The organism is Pectobacterium cacticida (genome assembly GCF_036885195.1).
Taxonomy (GTDB): Bacteria; Pseudomonadota; Gammaproteobacteria; order Enterobacterales; family Enterobacteriaceae; genus Pectobacterium; species Pectobacterium cacticida.
Map to the genome: position 1 here is coordinate 1,307,581 of NZ_CP133656.1, position 16,250 is coordinate 1,323,830.

17 protein-coding genes are annotated in these 16,250 nt (G+C 52.4%); 14 read left to right on the plus strand and 3 right to left on the minus strand.

Annotated features, from left to right (window positions below):
* Positions 1-101: 101 nt before the first annotated feature.
* The 11 genes from gspD to RFN81_RS06310 all read left to right on the plus strand — a co-directional run bounded on the left by gspD (position 102) and on the right by RFN81_RS06310 (position 10,627).
* Positions 102-2,021 (plus strand): type II secretion system secretin GspD, encoded by a 1,920-nt coding sequence (gene gspD, locus RFN81_RS06260; RefSeq protein ID WP_264498894.1) that lies wholly within the window; start codon positions 102-104, stop codon positions 2,019-2,021.
* Positions 2,018-3,514: a type II secretion system ATPase GspE gene (gene gspE, locus RFN81_RS06265; protein WP_264498265.1), complete on the plus strand. Its 1,497-nt coding sequence runs from the start codon at positions 2,018-2,020 to the stop codon at positions 3,512-3,514. The genes gspD and gspE overlap by 4 nt, the downstream gene beginning before the upstream one ends.
* 1 nt (position 3,515) lies before the next feature.
* Entirely contained in the window at positions 3,516-4,742 is a 1,227-nt protein-coding gene (gene gspF / locus RFN81_RS06270; protein WP_264498266.1) for a type II secretion system inner membrane protein GspF, read from the plus strand.
* A gap of 65 nt (positions 4,743-4,807) precedes the next feature.
* Positions 4,808-5,293, plus strand: a complete 486-nt coding sequence (gene gspG, locus RFN81_RS06275) for a type II secretion system major pseudopilin GspG (protein WP_264498267.1) — start codon at positions 4,808-4,810, stop codon at positions 5,291-5,293.
* A gap of 95 nt (positions 5,294-5,388) precedes the next feature.
* Positions 5,389-5,955 carry a type II secretion system minor pseudopilin GspH gene (gene gspH, locus RFN81_RS06280; protein ID WP_264498268.1) on the plus strand — a complete coding sequence of 189 codons (567 nt, stop codon included), beginning with the start codon at positions 5,389-5,391 and terminating at the stop codon, positions 5,953-5,955.
* Positions 5,952-6,314 (plus strand): type II secretion system minor pseudopilin GspI, encoded by a 363-nt coding sequence (gspI, locus tag RFN81_RS06285; protein ID WP_264498269.1) that lies wholly within the window; start codon positions 5,952-5,954, stop codon positions 6,312-6,314. The genes gspH and gspI overlap by 4 nt, the downstream gene beginning before the upstream one ends.
* Positions 6,311-6,964 carry a type II secretion system minor pseudopilin GspJ gene (gene gspJ, locus RFN81_RS06290; protein ID WP_264498270.1) on the plus strand — a complete coding sequence of 218 codons (654 nt, stop codon included), beginning with the start codon at positions 6,311-6,313 and terminating at the stop codon, positions 6,962-6,964. Before gspI ends, gspJ begins: the two co-directional genes overlap by 4 nt.
* Entirely contained in the window at positions 6,961-7,947 is a 987-nt protein-coding gene (gspK, locus tag RFN81_RS06295) for a type II secretion system minor pseudopilin GspK (protein WP_264498271.1), read from the plus strand. The genes gspJ and gspK overlap by 4 nt, the downstream gene beginning before the upstream one ends.
* Positions 7,944-9,224 carry a type II secretion system protein GspL gene (gene gspL / locus RFN81_RS06300; RefSeq protein WP_264498272.1) on the plus strand — a complete coding sequence of 427 codons (1,281 nt, stop codon included), beginning with the start codon at positions 7,944-7,946 and terminating at the stop codon, positions 9,222-9,224. The genes gspK and gspL overlap by 4 nt, the downstream gene beginning before the upstream one ends.
* Positions 9,217-9,711, plus strand: coding sequence for a type II secretion system protein M (locus RFN81_RS06305; protein ID WP_264498273.1), 495 nt, complete (start codon positions 9,217-9,219; stop codon positions 9,709-9,711). The genes gspL and RFN81_RS06305 overlap by 8 nt, the downstream gene beginning before the upstream one ends.
* Positions 9,712-9,778: 67 nt before the next feature.
* Positions 9,779-10,627, plus strand: coding sequence for a prepilin peptidase (locus tag RFN81_RS06310; RefSeq protein WP_264498274.1), 849 nt, complete (start codon positions 9,779-9,781; stop codon positions 10,625-10,627).
* Positions 10,628-10,900: 273 nt separating this feature from the next.
* Here the strand turns inward: RFN81_RS06310 and RFN81_RS18715 are convergent, their stop codons facing one another.
* Together RFN81_RS18715 and RFN81_RS06315 are read right to left on the minus strand one after the other, a co-directional pair.
* The gene (locus RFN81_RS18715; RefSeq protein ID WP_349874647.1) at positions 10,901-10,960 is read right to left on the minus strand and encodes a membrane protein YpdK; all 60 of its coding nucleotides are present in this window, start codon (positions 10,958-10,960) and stop codon (positions 10,901-10,903) included.
* A 375-nt stretch (positions 10,961-11,335) separates the two neighbouring features.
* On the minus strand, positions 11,336-12,358 hold the full coding sequence (locus tag RFN81_RS06315) for an LLM class flavin-dependent oxidoreductase (protein WP_264498275.1): 1,023 nt from the start codon (positions 12,356-12,358) through the stop codon (positions 11,336-11,338).
* A gap of 364 nt (positions 12,359-12,722) precedes the next feature.
* On the opposite strand from RFN81_RS06315, the gene dbpA reads away from it, so the two are divergent.
* Both dbpA and RFN81_RS06325 read left to right on the plus strand, forming a co-directional pair.
* Positions 12,723-14,105, plus strand: a complete 1,383-nt coding sequence (gene dbpA / locus RFN81_RS06320; protein WP_264498276.1) for an ATP-dependent RNA helicase DbpA — start codon at positions 12,723-12,725, stop codon at positions 14,103-14,105.
* Positions 14,106-14,165: 60 nt separating this feature from the next.
* Complete coding sequence (locus RFN81_RS06325) at positions 14,166-14,738, plus strand: alpha/beta hydrolase (protein WP_264498277.1); 573 nt, start codon at positions 14,166-14,168, stop codon at positions 14,736-14,738.
* Positions 14,739-14,839: 101 nt separating this feature from the next.
* On the opposite strand, the gene RFN81_RS06330 is transcribed toward RFN81_RS06325, so the two are convergent.
* Positions 14,840-15,379: a hypothetical protein gene (locus tag RFN81_RS06330; RefSeq protein WP_264498278.1), complete on the minus strand. Its 540-nt coding sequence runs from the start codon at positions 15,377-15,379 to the stop codon at positions 14,840-14,842.
* Between the two features lie 499 nt (positions 15,380-15,878).
* On the opposite strand from RFN81_RS06330, the gene RFN81_RS06335 reads away from it, so the two are divergent.
* Entirely contained in the window at positions 15,879-16,145 is a 267-nt protein-coding gene (locus tag RFN81_RS06335) for a hypothetical protein (protein ID WP_264498279.1), read from the plus strand.
* The last annotated feature ends 105 nt before the right edge of the window (positions 16,146-16,250 follow it).

A 16,250-nucleotide genomic window follows, 5' to 3' on the forward strand; every position in this document is an offset into this window, starting at 1 on the left:
AGGTTTTTTCTCCCGATAGACAGCAGGGATTGAGTAAAAGGCACTGGCGTGAGTATGTTCGCCGCAAGGGAATATTATTGATCGGTGCCGGTATATTGTTGATGACGTCATCGGTGGCGTGGAGCGCTGAATTTTCCGCCAGTTTTAAAAACACGGATATTCAGGAGTTCATTAATACTGTCAGTAAAAATCTGAATAAGACCGTTATTATCGATCCTTCGGTGAGCGGAACGATTACCGTACGCAGCTATGACATGATGAACGAAGAACAGTATTACCAATTCTTCCTGAGTGTGCTGGATGTGTATGGATTCACTGCGGTTCCAGTGGATAACAATGTCCTGAAAATTATTCGCTCCAAAGATGCAAAATCGACCTCGATGCCGCTGGCTACGGATGAAAAACCGGGCATTGGCGATGAGGTGGTGACGCGTGTTGTGCCCGTCAACAACGTTGCCGCTCGTGATTTGGCGCCGTTGCTACGTCAGTTGAACGATAACGCCGGCGCTGGCAGTGTGGTGCATTATGAGCCGTCGAATGTATTATTGATGACCGGTCGTGCAGGGGTGATAAAGCGGCTGATGAAGATTGTCGAGCGGGTGGATCAGACCGGCGATCGCGATGTCACGAGCGTTCCGCTGTCTTATGCCTCCTCGACAGAAGTCGTCAAAATGATCAATGAACTGAACAAAACGGACGAAAAATCCGCTCTACCAGGCATGTTGACCGCCAATGTCGTGGCGGATGAGCGTACCAACTCGGTACTCGTGAGAGGCGAACCCAATTCCCGCCAGCGTGTTATCGAAACGATTAAACAACTCGATCGCCAGCAGGCGGTGCAAGGCAATACCAAAGTCATCTATCTCAAATATGCTAAGGCGACCGATTTGGTCGAAGTGCTCACTGGCGTAGGCGACAGTATTCAAACCGACCAGCAAAATGCGCTGCCCGCATTACGCAAAGACATATCCATTAAAGCGCATGAACAAACCAACTCGCTGATTGTGAATGCGGCGCCTGACATTATGCGCGACCTGGAACAGGTGATCGCGCAATTGGATATTCGTCGCCCTCAGGTTCTGGTCGAGGCGATCATCGCAGAGGTGCAGGATGCCGATGGGATGAATCTGGGCGTGCAGTGGGCTAATAAAAATGCTGGCACGACACAGTTCACCAATACAGGATTACCGATTACGACCATGATGGCGGGTGCGGAGCAATATCGACGTGATGGAACGACCGGCCCGGCGTCGAATGCGCTTAGCAATTTTAATGGCATTGCCGCAGGTTTTTATCAAGGGAACTGGAGCATGCTGATGACCGCGCTGTCCAGTAATAGCAAAAACGATATTCTGGCGACGCCAAGCATCGTCACCTTGGACAATATGGAAGCGACGTTTAACGTCGGTCAGGAAGTGCCGGTTTTAGCCGGTTCGCAAACAACATCTGGCGATAACGTTTTCCAGACGGTAGAGCGTAAAACGGTCGGTATCAAACTGAAGGTGAAACCGCAAATCAACGAAGGCGATTCGGTTTTACTGGAAATCGAGCAGGAAGTCTCTAGCGTGGCGGACGCCGCTTCCAGCAGCAGCGCCGACTTGGGGGCAACCTTCAATACGCGTACCGTTAATAACGCGGTATTGGTTAGTAGCGGCGAAACTGTGGTAGTCGGGGGGTTGCTGGATAAAAGTACGCGCGAATCTACCAGCAAGGTTCCCTTCCTGGGGGATATTCCTCTGCTTGGATATTTGTTTCGTTCAAACAGTCAGGAGACGTCAAAGCGTAACCTGATGCTGTTTATCCGCCCGTCGATTATCCGCGATCGTAGCCAATATCAGAGCGCTTCTGCCAGTAAGTATCACGCGTTCAATGCCGAAGAAGAAAAGCAGAGAAACGTGAGCAACGGCGAAGGGGGGCTTTTGAATAATGATTTGCTACGACTGTCGCAAGGGGGAAATGCCCATACGTTCCGTCACGTTCAGGCTTCCATTATGGCGTTTTACCCGGCAGGCAGGAAATGAGCGACGTAGCATCCCAGATCATGGAATTGCGCCCGATGCTGCCTTTCGCCTATGCGCGATCGCAGCAAATTCTGTTGTTACAGGGAGAGCGTGCAACTGCCGTACAGGCAATATGTGTTGCGCAGACATCGCCAGCCGCCTTGCTGGAGGCGCGCCGTATCGCTGGATGCGCGCTCAGCGTTGAACGCGTAGCAGAAGACGTGTTTGAGCGGCAATTAGTGGTGAGCTATCAGCGCGATTCGGAAGAAGCCCGTCGTTTAATGGAAGACATCGGGAATGAGATGGATTTCTACACGCTGGTGGAAGAGATGCCCGATAGCGATGATTTACTTGATGCGGATGACGACGCGCCGATTATCCGTCTCATCAATGCGATGCTCACCGAAGCCATTAAGGATAAGGCATCGGATATCCATATTGAGACATATGAGCGCTATTTGCTTATCCGTTTCCGTGTTGATGGTGTCTTGCGTGAGATATTGCGCCCTCAGCGCAAGCTGGCGTCGCTGCTGGTGTCGCGTATCAAAGTGATGGCTAAACTCGATATTGCGGAAAAACGCATTCCGCAAGATGGGCGTATGGCGCTACGGGTCGGCGGTCGGGCGATTGACGTGCGCGTCTCGACGCTGCCGTCAAACTACGGCGAGCGCGTGGTATTGCGGTTATTGGATAAAAACAGCGTTAAGCTCGATCTTGAACTACTGGGCATGTCGGCACGCCATCGGCAACAGCTTGATGGCCTGATACAGCGTCCCCACGGAATTATTCTGGTGACCGGGCCGACAGGGTCAGGGAAAAGCACCACGCTCTACGCCGCGCTCAGCCGTCTGAATGCCTCTGAACGTAACATTATGACGGTAGAAGATCCCATCGAATATGAACTGGAAGGCATCGGGCAAACACAGGTCAATGCCAAAGTCGATATGACCTTCGCCCGAGGTCTGCGCGCCATCTTGCGCCAGGATCCGGACGTCGTGTTAGTGGGGGAAATTCGTGATGGTGAAACCGCGCAGATTGCCGTGCAAGCCTCGCTAACCGGCCACCTCGTGTTATCCACATTGCATACGAACAGTGCGCTGGGCGCGCTATCGCGTTTGCAGGATATGGGTGTTGAGCCTTTCCTACTGTCGACGTCTCTGCTGGGTGTGCTCGCACAGCGCTTAGTCCGGACGTTGTGTCCGGACTGCCGTCAGCCACATCCGGTCGACCCGATTCAGGCCAAACAGATGGGCATTGCGCCAGGAACGTTGCTGCAAAATCCGGTGGGGTGCGCGCGGTGTAGCTATACCGGCTACCGGGGGCGCATCGGCATCCATGAACTGGTGTTAATCGATGATGATATTCGTGCGGCGATACACCGACGCGACGGGGAAATGGCAATCGCGCAACGTCTGGGCGCGCAACGAATGACTATCCGCCAGGACGGGCTGGAGAAGGTACTTGCAGGGCTGACGACCTGGGAAGAAGTGATCCGTGTAACCAAAGAGGAATGACATGGCACAGTACCAGTATCAGGCGCTGGATGCGCAGGGAAAAAAATGCCGTGGCAGCCAGGAGGCCGATTCTGCCAGACTGGCGCGCCAGCTATTGCGTGAACGCGGCCTGGTGCCGCTATCGGTGGAGGAAATCCGCAGCAGCCAGCAAAAATCCGCTGCAATGGGGTTCTCTCTACGCCGGAAAATCCGCATCAGCACCTCTGATTTAGCGCTATTAACGCGTCAATTAGCCACGTTGGTGGCAGCGTCGTTGCCGCTGGAAGAAGCGTTGAACGCGGTAGCGAAGCAGAGTGAAAAACCGCATTTGAGTCAGTTAATGGCGGCGGTACGCAGTAAGGTTATGGAAGGGCATTCTTTGGCTGATGCCATGAGCTGCTTTCCCAGTTGCTTTGAACGACTGTACTGCGCGATGGTCGCCGCCGGCGAAACCTCTGGTCATCTTGATGCCGTGCTAAATCGGCTAGCGGATTACACCGAACAGCGCCAGCAGATGCGTAGTCGCCTACAGCAAGCGATGATCTATCCCTGTGTGTTAACTGTGGTTGCGATTGCCGTGGTCAGCATTTTGCTGTCGGCGGTGGTGCCGAAAGTCGTCGAACAGTTTATACACATGAAGCAGGCGCTGCCGCTTTCAACCCGTATTTTAATGGGGATGAGTGAGGCGGTACGTACATTTGGGCCGTGGGTGTTGCTGGCGGTAGTGGCAGGGATTATGGCGTTTCGCGTCATGTTAAGGCAAGAAAAGCGGCGCATCCGCTTTCACCACCGCCTGCTGTATTTGCCGCTATTGGGGCGAATCGTTCGCGGCCTGAATACGGCTCGCTACGCACGAACACTGAGCATTCTCAATGCCAGCGCCGTACCGCTGTTGCAAGCGATGCGGATTAGTGGCGATGTCATGAGTAATGATTATGCCCGCCAGCGGCTTTCACTGGCGGCGGATGCGGTACGCGAGGGCGTCAGCCTGCATAAAGCGCTGGAGCAGACGGCACTTTTCCCTCCGATGATGCGCCACATGATCGCCAGCGGTGAGCGTAGCGGTGAACTGGACAGCATGCTGGAGCGGGCGGCGGATAATCAGGATCGGGAATTCAGTGCGCAAATGACGCTGGCGTTGGGGCTGTTTGAGCCTCTGCTGGTGGTGAGTATGGCGGCGGTCGTCTTGTTCATCGTACTGGCGATTTTGCAGCCGATTCTGCAATTAAATACGTTAATGAGTTCATAAGTTTAGTGATTTTGTCGCTGTAATACGTGGGTAAGAGAACAACACTTGAACAAGGAAAAGTAAGGATGCAACAGTCTCAGCATAGTTATGATCAGCATGATTATGATCAACGTAGTTATGATCGGCACAGTGATGGCCAGCGCGGTTTTACCCTGCTGGAAATTATGGTGGTGATCGTCATTCTCGGCGTACTGGCGAGTCTGGTCGTGCCTAATCTGATGGGGAATAAGGAAAAGGCGGATCGGCAGAAAGCGATTAGCGACATCGTTTCTCTGGAAAGCGCGCTCGATATGTACAAGTTGGACAACAATCGTTATCCGTCTACAGAGCAGGGATTGCAGGCTCTGGTGACGAAGCCGACGGTACAGCCAGAGCCTCGTAACTATCCAGCCGATGGCTATATTCGCCGTTTGCCGCAGGATCCGTGGGGTGGCGACTACCAATTATTGAATCCCGGCCAACATAGCAAATTGGATATCTTCTCCCTGGGGCCTGATGGTCTTCCGGGCACGGAAGATGACATCGGTAACTGGAATCTTGATAAGAAATAAAAGCACGGGCGGCGAGTCGACACTCGTTGATGTTGGTGGCGAGCGAGGAAGTAGCCCGACGTTCAAGGGCGGTAGGGAAAGGGTGGCAACGCGCAATGAAGCGGTCAATGAACGGGCAGCAGGGGTTTACTTTGCTGGAAATGATGCTAGTGGTGCTACTGGCTGGCATCGCGGCTGGCATGGTCGTCATGACATTTCCCCCGGAACGCCAGAATGACAGCGCCTGGCAGGTGGAGCGCTTTCGCGCGCAGTTAGCGTTTGCCGCTGAAAGCAGCCAGGTTAATGACTACATGCTGGGCGTGCGGCTTTTTCCTGACCGCTGGCAATTTTATCAACTCCAGCGGCCTGTTGCTGCCGAAGGCGTACCCGTCGCCAGCGGCGATCGTTGGCAAGGGTATCAATGGCAACCGTGGCGGCCGCATCGGGTTAACACTTCGGCAACATTGCCAGAGACCTTGCGGCTTGAACTTTTGGGGGCCGGAGGGAAAAAAGCGGATAAAACGCAGCGGGGCGATGATCCCGATATCCTGATTTTGCCCGGTGGTGAAATTACCCCTTTTCGTCTGCGAGTGGCGGCAGAAAATAAATCGCTCTCCCATTGGCTGGAGGTGGATGCTTTCGGGCGTTTAGTAACATCGATGGATCAGGACGAAAAACGATGAGACGACAGAATGGCATGACGCTCGTAGAAGTGCTGGTTGCCCTGAGTATTTTTGCGTTAGCGGGGGTTGCCGTTTTGCAAACGACGGCCAGACAGGCTAGCAGCTTGAGTCGGTTAGAAGAGAAAACCTTTGCTGGTTGGGTGGCGGAAAATCAGCAGGTTCAACTGCGGCTGGAGCAGCATTGGCCTGACGCCTCTTGGGTGCAAGGAGAAACGCTATTCGCGGGTATACGCTGGTATTGGCGCTGGCGGGGAATTGAGACCGGCGACCCGCAGACCAATGCGCTGGATGTGGAAGTGCGGCGTAATAAAAATGCCGTTGCCGCTGATGCCGCATTACGTACCTACGTGGTGAAATGATGAGCATCAAAATCACTCCACAAGGTGAAGCGGAAAGGCGGAGGCTAACGGCGTACAGGCGGCCGCATCAGGGGTTTACGTTGCTGGAAATGATCCTGGCGATCGCGATTTTCGCAGCACTGAGCGTCAGCGCATTTCAGGTGCTCAATGGCGTAATGCGTAACGATGAGATTTCACAGCGCAAGGCGGCGCGACTGGCTGAAATACAGCGTGCGTTTGCGCAGATGGATAATGATTTCTCTCAAATGATCGCGCGGAACAGTCGGGGTAGTACGGTGAAATTTTATGCCGGACGCGATCGGGTTAAGAGTGATGATTGGGGCGTCAGCTTTATGCGTAACGGCTGGCAAAATCCCTTTGGCATATTGCCGCGATCCGAACTTCAGCCAGTGGCTTACCGGCTGCGGGGAAATACACTTGAGCGGTTAACGCACACCACGCCTGACCCGATAGCGGGGCTCGATCCCGGCGTCAAGCCGTTGTTGACACAGGTCGATGGCTTCCGGCTCCGTTTTTTTAGCGATAAATCCTGGCGCGATCGCTGGGACAACAGTACGAAATTACCACAAGGGATTGAAGTTGTGTTGACCTTAAGGGATTACGGAGAAATGTCGCGCCTGTTTTTAATTACCAGCGGGTCGGATAAATGAAATCGCGTCAGCGCGGCGTTGCGCTGCTGGTGATGCTTCTTATCCTGGCATTGATGGTAACAATTGCAGCGGCGATTGCGGAGCGCACCGGGAACGCCTTTATGCGTACCGAGAGTCATCTTAGTCGTCAGCAGGCGAAGTGGTATGCCTTGGGCGCTGAAGCATTAAGCGGGCAGAGATTATTGCGCGATGCCAGAGATATGCCGGGGCGCACGTTTGCCGGGCAGCCCTGGTCGCTAACAGGGCAACGTTTTCCCGTGGAGGGAGGCGACGTTATCTGGCAGATCCGCGATGCGCGTACCTGCTTTAACGTGAATGCGATCAATCAAGGCGTGGATAACGAGAGTACGCAGGTACAGACGCCTTATCCGGCTCAGGTTTTTCGTTTGTTGTTGAAAAATCTGGGTGAGGAGGCTGAACGAGCGGAGAAAATTACCGCCGCCGTCCGGGACTGGATTGATGCGGATAATTATCCGTCGGCCAATGGCGCTGAAGACGAGGTCTACGCCATGTTGCCATCGCCTTATCGTACTGCCAATCAGCGCATGAGTGATATTAGCGAATTACGGGCGGTTTATGGCGTGGATAGCGACCTCTATCGCCGCCTGTTGCCTTATGTTTGTGCGCTACCGCTGGATACCATGTCAATTAACATCAATACGTTGACTGAGGCGGATGCGCCGCTGTTATCCGCGGTATTTCTGAACCAAATGACGATGTCGCAGGCGAAAACGCTGGTGCAACAGCGGCCTCCCAAGGGGTGGGCTAGTCTCGAAGTTTTGCAACAAGGGGGGTTATTGCCGCCAAATAGTAAAAACACGGCGCAGCGGGTGCTGGTCGTCAAAAGTGAATGGTTCTTTGTCACACTCCGGGTACGTGTCGGTGACAGCGATTTCCATCAACGCAGCTTACTTCGTCTGAATGGGCAAAAGGTACAGGTTGCGCAGCGGCAATATGGAGGATATAGGACGGTGAATCCATGAAAATAGCAGGGAGAGGGAAGCGAAAAGCGGCAACATCCCCACTGAATCGGGAAACAGGCGCAGATCGTCCGTGCCTCATTGTTCGTCTTCCTGTCGAGCTTCAGGGAGATATCGAATGGCAGCTACGTTCATCCGATGGGGAAACGGTACAGCATCAGGGGCGCGGCAATATAGAACAGGTTAGCGCCGCGCTGACAGCGTACGCTTCCGTCGCATTTACCCGCGTCCTGGTGCCGGCAACGGATGTGACGCTGTATGACTTGACGCTTCCGCGGCAGGCGAAACGCCAGTTGGCGCAAGTCGTGCCCTTTATGCTGGAAGATCGGTTAGCCACAGACATTGATAAACTGCACTTTGCGGTGTTGGAAATCCACGGCGACGACGCCATTATCGCCGTAGTAGAAAAAAACCGTATGCAGCATTGGCTGACGCAGTGTAATGCGCTTGGGCACCGTATCGATGCCTTAATACCAGATGCCTGCGTATTGCCGGTTCATCAAGATGGTTGGAGCGCGTTGCAGCACGATGATATGTGGTTGTTCCGTCAGCCGACAGGGCACGTGATGGCGGCAGAATCTTCTTGGTGCGGCGATTTGCTGAAGGCATTTATGCCGTTGCCTACTCTCTACAGCTACAGCGCTACATCGGTCTGTGGAGAAATGGCGCAATACGAATGGCAGGCAGAAGGCGAGTGGAAAGTCCAAAACGAAACCGATCTGTTTACTCTGGCGGCGCAAGCGCGGTTGCCTGCGTCGGTCGACCTGCGCCAGGGCGAGTATGCACCGGAGAAAGCGTGGCAAAACACGCTGTTACCGTGGCGTGGCGTAGGTATTGCCTTTGCGTGTTATCTGCTATTGGTCATGGGGAATGCCATCTGGACACATTATCAGCTTTATCAGCAGGCTGAACACTGGCGGCAGGAGAGCATTCGCGTCTATCAGCATATCTTTCCATCTGAAACCCAGGTGGTTAACCCGCGTGCGCAGATGCAGCAACATCTACAACGTATCGCTGCTAAGCCGTCAGGAAAAGGGCTGCTAGAACAATTGAATCCCTTGCAGCAACTCATCACGCAGAATAGCGCTATCAATATTCAATCACTGTCTTACGATGGCGCCGCCGGAGAATTGCGGCTGGAATTGCTCGGCGCATCATACCAGGCGTTAGAACAGTTTCAGCAACAGGCTACGAGGTATTATCAGGTACAGACGGGGGAAATGCGGCAGGAAAACGACCAGGTTGAAGGGCGGTTAACCTTAAGGAGCAACCATGAATGAATTACGTCAACGTTGGCAGGCGATGAGCCAACGAGAACGTCAGCTCATGTTGGTGTGTGCGTCGATGCTTCTGCTCTGTCTGGTGTATTACGCTATTTTTCAGCCGTGGCAGCAGCGAGAAGAACAATGGGAACGTACGATTACCCGTGAGCAACAGACCGTCCTCTGGATGCAAAAGCAGGCGTCGTTGATCCCGGCGGGAAATCAGGCTCAAGACGGGCCGCGTGATCAGGAAGTCAGTTTGCCAATGCTGATTTCACAAAGCACGGCACATTTTGGTCTGACGATAGTCCGCTTGCAACCGCAAGGCAATCAGGCTTCTGTGACGCTGGCCCCCAGTGACTTCAATCGTCTGCTACGTTGGCTGAACGAGCTCGAACAACAACATGGCGTAAAAGTGATGTCGTTGGATGTAAAGGCGATAGCACAACGTCCGGGGATAGTCGATGTGACGAGATTGGTGCTGGAACGTTCCGATAATGCCTAAGTCAGCCATCTGCGTACGATCAAACGCTAGCAAGCGATGGTCTCTTTATCAATAATCAGGGACTAACATGGAGAGTTTAAGGGAATTTGCTCAAGAGTTTCCGGCCTGGTGGTGTAGCGCTATCGCCTTACTGGGGTTGATCATAGGCAGTTTTCTTAATGTCGTGATTCACCGCTTGCCAATCATGTTGGAACGGCGCTGGCGGCAGGATATTGGCCTTCAGATAGGGGAAGCTGAACTCGGTGGCGCGTGTCTGCGCTACAACCTGTGGTGGCCGCCTTCCACATGCCCGCACTGCCAGCGCCCCATTGCCATCAAAGATAATATTCCGCTATTGAGCTGGCTGTGGTTGCGTGGGCGTTCCCGTTGCTGCCATCAACCTATCTCTGTGCAATACCCGCTGGTGGAAGCCGTGACCCTGCTATTTTTCCTGATAGCGGGGATGCGGTGGTTACCCGGTATGGTGTTGTGTGGAACGCTGATTTTACTGTCTTTTCTCTTAGTGTTGGCCGTTATTGATAGCAAAACGCTGTTGCTGCCTGACGCGCTGACGTTACCGCTCTTGTGGGGGGGATTGCTGTTTAATCTGTCAGAGACGTTTGTCCCGTTACAAGATGCCGTTGTGGGCGCAATGGCGGGGTATTTATCGTTGTGGCTGCTTTACTGGTTGTTTAAATCCGTAACCGGCAAAGAGGCGCTAGGATATGGTGATTTTAAACTCTTGGCGGCATTGGGTGCCTGGTTAGGGTGGCAGGCATTGCCGAACCTGGTTTTAGTCGCGGCGTTGAGTGGGCTGATGGTGACACTTGTCTGGCGAGGGTTACGTAGAGAAGATGCCGCAACACCGCTAGCCTTTGGCCCGTGGCTGGCGATAGGCGGCGTATTTAGCGTCATAATGCATGGGGTGTCCGGATAGAAAAGGATTATGAACCTATCCCATTAGGGCTATTTTACTTGCCATTTTGGCCCTGGGCAGTGCTCGAAATCCTCACGTACTCGGTGTACGCTCCGGTTTCTGCGCGCTGTCCGAGACCAAACTGACGGCGCCAATGACGCCTATTGGGATAGGCGCTATGTTGATTCGTGGGTTAAACGACCGATGCGAAAAAGGCTGACGGTATAATGCCCTCAGCCTTTTATATTTTTGCGTGCCCTTCAACGAAGAAAACAGTATTGGGCAAATGACAGGTTATTCTACCATCAGCATAAAGGTGCTCATCCAAACGACTAAACAGAATGAGATACCCATAAAAAAATACTTCACCGATTTATTCTCCAGCAGAAACCACGCCAGCAACGATCCCGATTGTGCGTTTTATTATGAAAGGAAATAATTACGCTGTTGGTTATATCACCAAAGAGTAATTTTTCCCGTTGTCATCACCAGAGTCACACCAGTTATGACGGGATCGGCGCTAAATCTACGCCGAGTCAGGGGGGGAATTCAAGAGGTGTAGAAACTATATTTGCAAAATAGCATTAAAAAGCGCCGCGTGATTCCAGAGACAGAAAAATCTGGGGATAAACAAGTAAAAACTCCCTGTTTTACCCCCAAATCTGAATTGCATTATCGTTGTATTTTACGCTAATTAAAACACGGCGAATGGTGGCGGCTAATAACCTACTAGCGCCAGCCCATCGCTGGCGCGATATATTTCAGAATAGCGGCGATAACATGCACGTTATAATCAACGCCAAGTTGATTCGGCACCGTCAGTAATAACGTATCCGCCTCGGCAATGGCTTCATCTTGTTTAAGCTGTTGGATCAGTGTTTCTGGCTCTGCGGCATAGCTACGTCCGAAAATAGCGCGCGTTTTTTCATCGAGAAAACCCACTTTATCACTATCATCTCTGCTTGCGCCAAAATAGGCCCGATCGCGATGATCCACCAGGGCAAAAATGCTCCGGCTGACAGAGACGCGCGGCGTGCGTGTATGCCCCGCTTCAGCCCAGGCGGCACGATAGGCGCGAATTTGCTGCGCCTGCTGGATATGAAAAGGTTCGCCAGTTTCATCATCCTTTAACGTGGAGCTTTGCAGATTCATGCCCAGTTTTGCAGCCCAGACTGCCGTGGCGTTCGAACCCGCTCCCCACCAGATGCGTTCGCGTAATCCCTCTGCGTAGGGTTCCAAGCGTAACAGCCCCGGAGGGTTTGGGAACATTGGCTGAGGATTCGGTTTTGCAAAACCTTCACCACGTAACGTATCCAAAAGCACGTGGGTGTGACGCCGCGCCATATCCGCGTCGGATTCGCCTTCTTGTGGCTGATAGCCGAAATAGCGCCACCCTTCGATCACCTGTTCAGGAGAACCGCGACTGATACCGAGTTGTAAACGCCCACCCGAGATAAGATCGGCGGCGCTGGCGCTTTCCGCCATGTACAGCGGATTTTCGTAGCGCATATCGATGACGCCGGTGCCGATCTCAATGCGTTTGGTTTTCGCGCCAATCGCGGCCAGCAGCGGGAAAGGAGAGGCTAACTGGCGGGCAAAGTGATGCACTCTGAAATAGGCGCCATCGGCCCCTAATTCTTCCGCGGCGACGGCAAGTTCGATAGATTGCAGCAATGCGTCAGCCGCCGTGCGTGTCGCCGACTGTGGCGACGGCGCCCAGTGGCCGAATGATAAGAAGCCAATCTTTTTCATAGGAGTTTATCCTTATATTCACCTTCATTCTGCAGGGTATGAGGTGGCTGATTAAGAGATAAAACCTACTCTACGCAATTAATCGCGGGAATAAATGTCATTTTTTTTAACCTAAAGATTCAGTTTCTCTGACTAAGTCCGACTGCCTTGTGTAGCAATTTACAGAAGAACGTTGACGGTGACCGTAGTGATATCGGAATTCGCGAGTCCGGGTATCCTCTCTGATACGCTAAACTAATTAGCTGGATTGCATAGGCGGTAAATCGGTTAACTGTAGCGAACTCTGCTATGATTGCCGCCAATCTGCGCCGCGCTTTGGTTCGGCGTCACCTTTCATTATCTCGTCCTTGGTAGAGTAATCACTGTGCGTACAACCTCTTTTTCTTCACTCGCGCTGCCCGCAGAGCAGTTATCTAATCTTAATGAACTAGGCTACGCCGACATGACGCCCGTTCAGGCGGCAACGCTGCCTGCCATTCTGAGCGGCGCGGACGTGCGTGCCAGGGCGAAAACCGGTAGTGGTAAAACGGCGGCTTTCGGGATCGGGCTCTTGAATCGTATTGCCGTCAGCGATTTTACGACGCAGGCGCTGGTATTGTGTCCGACGCGCGAACTCGCCGATCAGGTCAGCAAAGCGCTGCGTCAACTGGCGCGTTTTGCGCAAAATATTAAGATATTAACGTTATGCGGCGGTCAGCCTATGGGGCAGCAACGCGATTCGCTGGTTCATGCGCCGCACATCGTTGTCGGGACGCCGGGGCGTATTCAGGATCATTTGCGCAAGCGGTCTTTGGCTCTCGATAACCTGAAAGTGTTGGTACTGGATGAAGCCGATCGCATGCTGGACATGGGATTTACAGAGGCGATTGATGATGTCATCGGCTATACGCCGCTCGATCGGCAGACACTACTGTTTTCTGCCACTTATCCTGAAGAGATCGAACAGATCAGTGCGCGCATTCAGCGTCAACCTCAGCGTTTTGACGTTGAAGACGATAAAGAAGCCCCTGTTATTGAACAACGCTTCTATGAAACCACGAAAGATGGGCGTCTTCCGCTATTGATTGCCATTCTGAACCATTATCAACCCGCATCCTGCGTAGTTTTCTGCAATACCAAGCGGGATTGCCAAAGCGTATTTGACGCGCTGAACATGCGTGGGATTAGCGTATCTGCGCTACATGGCGACCTGGAACAGCGCGATCGCGATCGGGTTTTGGTGCGTTTCGCTAACCACAGTTGTCGCGTGCTGGTCGCAACCGATGTGGCGGCACGCGGCCTTGATATCAAAGCCTTGTCGCTGGTGGTGAATTTTGAACTGGCTTTTGACCCTGAGGTCCACGTTCACCGCATCGGCAGAACCGGTCGTGCGGGGATGCAGGGGCTGGCGATAAGTCTGTGTACGCCACAGGAAATGAACCGCGCCAATCTGCTGGAAGATGTTCTCGGTATGCGGATTCACTGGGCATCGGCGGATGAGATGAGTCGCAGTGGCGATGTTGCGCTCGAACCTGAAATGATGACGGTGTGTATTGAAGGGGGCAGAAAAGCGAAAATTCGCCCTGGAGATATTCTTGGCGCGTTAACCGGTGATGCGGGATTAACGGCTGAGGAAGTCGGAAAGATTGATCTGTTTCCACTACAGGCTTATGTTGCTATCCGTAAAGACAGCGCGAAACGCGCGTTGCAGCAACTCCAGAAAGGAAAAATAAAGGGGAAAAGCTGTAGAGCCAGCTTGTTAAAATAAGCGGTAGCCGATAGCCCTGAGCAGGCAGCATGGGGCAACAATGAGGAGCGTTGAAGGCGGATGCAGACAACAGAAATCGAGCGGCGATTAACGGAAGTGAGCCAGCACCTAACAATGGTGTTGGTGCCAGGGCTACGCGATAGCGATGATGAACACTGGCAAAGCCATTGGGAACGGCGTTTCCCTCACTGGCGCCGTATACGCCAGCGAGAATGGTTTTATGCAGATTTGGATCGCTGGGTATTGGCGATCCGCCGTGAACTCAACGACTGCACACGTCCTGTCATTCTGATCGGCCATAGCTTTGGCGCTTTAGCTTCCTGTTATGTTGCGCAACAGGGACTGGCAGGGATTGCCGGTGTGATGTTGGTAGCGCCCGCCGAGCCCAGGCGTTTTGAGATTGACGATCGCATTCGAGCGGTGCCGTTGTCGGTGCCGGTGCTGACATTCGCCAGCCATAATGATCCGCTAATGCGTTTTACGCGAGCCGAATATTGGGCGCAGGCGTGGGGCAGTGAACTGGTTGACGTGGGAGACGCCGGTCATATTAACGCCGAGGCGGGGTTTGGAAGATGGGAATACGGCCTGACACGATTAGCTGAATTTTCGCAAGCGCTTATTACTCATTATTAATAGGCTTGTTTGCGTTATATAGCCCCATTATTATAACAGGGCTATATATTTTTCTATGATACAGGGACGGTGTAATTGTTTTTACCGACAACCGTGTTTTATCAGGAAGATATACTCTCATCGCCTGAGCCATGTAGCATCGCCTGAATCTGCTGATAAACTTCGGCCGCAGACAAATTGCTATAAGACGTTTTACTTTCGAATTGTAAGACTTGCCCTTCATCAGCGTGGTGAAGCGCGCCAATAAGTGCCAAATCTTCTTGTGTGATACGCTCTCCGGTAAAGGCATCAAACATTTCTGAGTTACCGTCTGGGTATTTAATCACCGAAATGAGCTTGCCGTTATACAAAGGGATGCCGGTCATTGCCAGAGAGTATTCCGTAGCGGTTTTCTGCGTTGTCTTCGCCTGTTCAGCGGGGGAAGGGGGATTATCTTCTTCACGGCGCGCCTTTTGCGAAGACAGCGTGACCTTCGTGCTCTCATTCGAGCCTTGCATGTCCTGAGAATCGGAATTTTTTGAGGTATCAGCTTTATTCCCCGCGCTGATAGCGGCAACAACAGTGGGGTTAGCCGCAGCGCCAATAAGAGGCATTGTGGCCGGCGTTGTCGCACTGACAATTTGAATATCTGGAATTACCACAGTATAACTCCCTCTTATCTGTCTTTAATGCTGGCAACGAAATTTACCAGTAAATGACTTGCGTGTGTTAAAGCCAACTGTATAAAAATTCAATGAGTGAAACCCTATCCCCTGTTTGTGGTGGCCGACATTTCTTCCATCAACACCAATGAACGCATGTTTTACTGGTAAAGGAATGAATGCGTAGGGGTGTTTTTGTTATTCAACACAAGTCTTGTTATTTAACAATACGGCATTAATGAGTTGGTGCGGTTGCATTAAAACATGCCTACTACAGAGAATATCGGCTGTTTTTTCAACTCCATTAATATCCAAAAGGAATAATATTTATCTTTTTGATTACTTACTATCCCATTCATCGGGGATGAATAGCCTCACGGCGAGTCGCCGGTTTTAATTTTATCTATGCGCGATCTGGAGAAATCAGAGAGACCTCTGGCTCTACAAGTGCTGGAGAACGCGATACACTGTTTTTTTGTTTTCACAGTTAAGAAACGTTATGTCTGGAATTAAACTGACGGTTCACTATTTATATCGCCAATTCGGTGAAACACGCGAGGCATCACGGGCGACGGCGCGTGTTTTTGTCGGAGATAAACTCATCGCAACGGAAGTGATTACAGGGTTGACGGAAGAGCCGGTTGACAAATACCTGCACCATGCGGAACCGGAAGCGCAGCCTGTGCGCGTCGAATGGGATTGCGAGGGAACAACCGCCATGACGGTATCTGAAGTGGATATCTGCCCCTGTTGTCGCCATGACTAGCGCTTTGTATGATTTTGCAATGACGTTATTGACGCGCAATAGCGCGTCGCACCGAAGTACTGACTCAGTCAACCAGTTATGCTATAAAAGCGCTCTTGTTGTTCA

What these genes read in the sequence shown, in the direction of transcription:
- gspD (WP_264498894.1), top strand. Translation starts at nt 102, where the DNA reads ATGACGTCATCGGTGGCGTGGAGCGCTGAATTTTCCGCCAGTTTTAAA.
- gspE (WP_264498265.1), top strand. Translation starts at nt 2,018, where the DNA reads ATGAGCGACGTAGCATCCCAGATCATGGAATTGCGCCCGATGCTGCCT.
- gspF (WP_264498266.1), top strand. Translation starts at nt 3,516, where the DNA reads ATGGCACAGTACCAGTATCAGGCGCTGGATGCGCAGGGAAAAAAATGC.
- gspG (WP_264498267.1), top strand. Translation starts at nt 4,808, where the DNA reads ATGCAACAGTCTCAGCATAGTTATGATCAGCATGATTATGATCAACGT.
- gspH (WP_264498268.1), top strand. Translation starts at nt 5,389, where the DNA reads ATGAAGCGGTCAATGAACGGGCAGCAGGGGTTTACTTTGCTGGAAATG.
- gspI (WP_264498269.1), top strand. Translation starts at nt 5,952, where the DNA reads ATGAGACGACAGAATGGCATGACGCTCGTAGAAGTGCTGGTTGCCCTG.
- gspJ (WP_264498270.1), top strand. Translation starts at nt 6,311, where the DNA reads ATGATGAGCATCAAAATCACTCCACAAGGTGAAGCGGAAAGGCGGAGG.
- gspK (WP_264498271.1), top strand. Translation starts at nt 6,961, where the DNA reads ATGAAATCGCGTCAGCGCGGCGTTGCGCTGCTGGTGATGCTTCTTATC.
- gspL (WP_264498272.1), top strand. Translation starts at nt 7,944, where the DNA reads ATGAAAATAGCAGGGAGAGGGAAGCGAAAAGCGGCAACATCCCCACTG.
- RFN81_RS06305 (WP_264498273.1), top strand. Translation starts at nt 9,217, where the DNA reads ATGAATGAATTACGTCAACGTTGGCAGGCGATGAGCCAACGAGAACGT.
- RFN81_RS06310 (WP_264498274.1), top strand. Translation starts at nt 9,779, where the DNA reads ATGGAGAGTTTAAGGGAATTTGCTCAAGAGTTTCCGGCCTGGTGGTGT.
- RFN81_RS06315 (WP_264498275.1), bottom strand. Translation starts at nt 12,358, where the DNA reads ATGAAAAAGATTGGCTTCTTATCATTCGGCCACTGGGCGCCGTCGCCA.
- RFN81_RS06325 (WP_264498277.1), top strand. Translation starts at nt 14,166, where the DNA reads ATGCAGACAACAGAAATCGAGCGGCGATTAACGGAAGTGAGCCAGCAC.
- RFN81_RS06335 (WP_264498279.1), top strand. Translation starts at nt 15,879, where the DNA reads ATGTCTGGAATTAAACTGACGGTTCACTATTTATATCGCCAATTCGGT.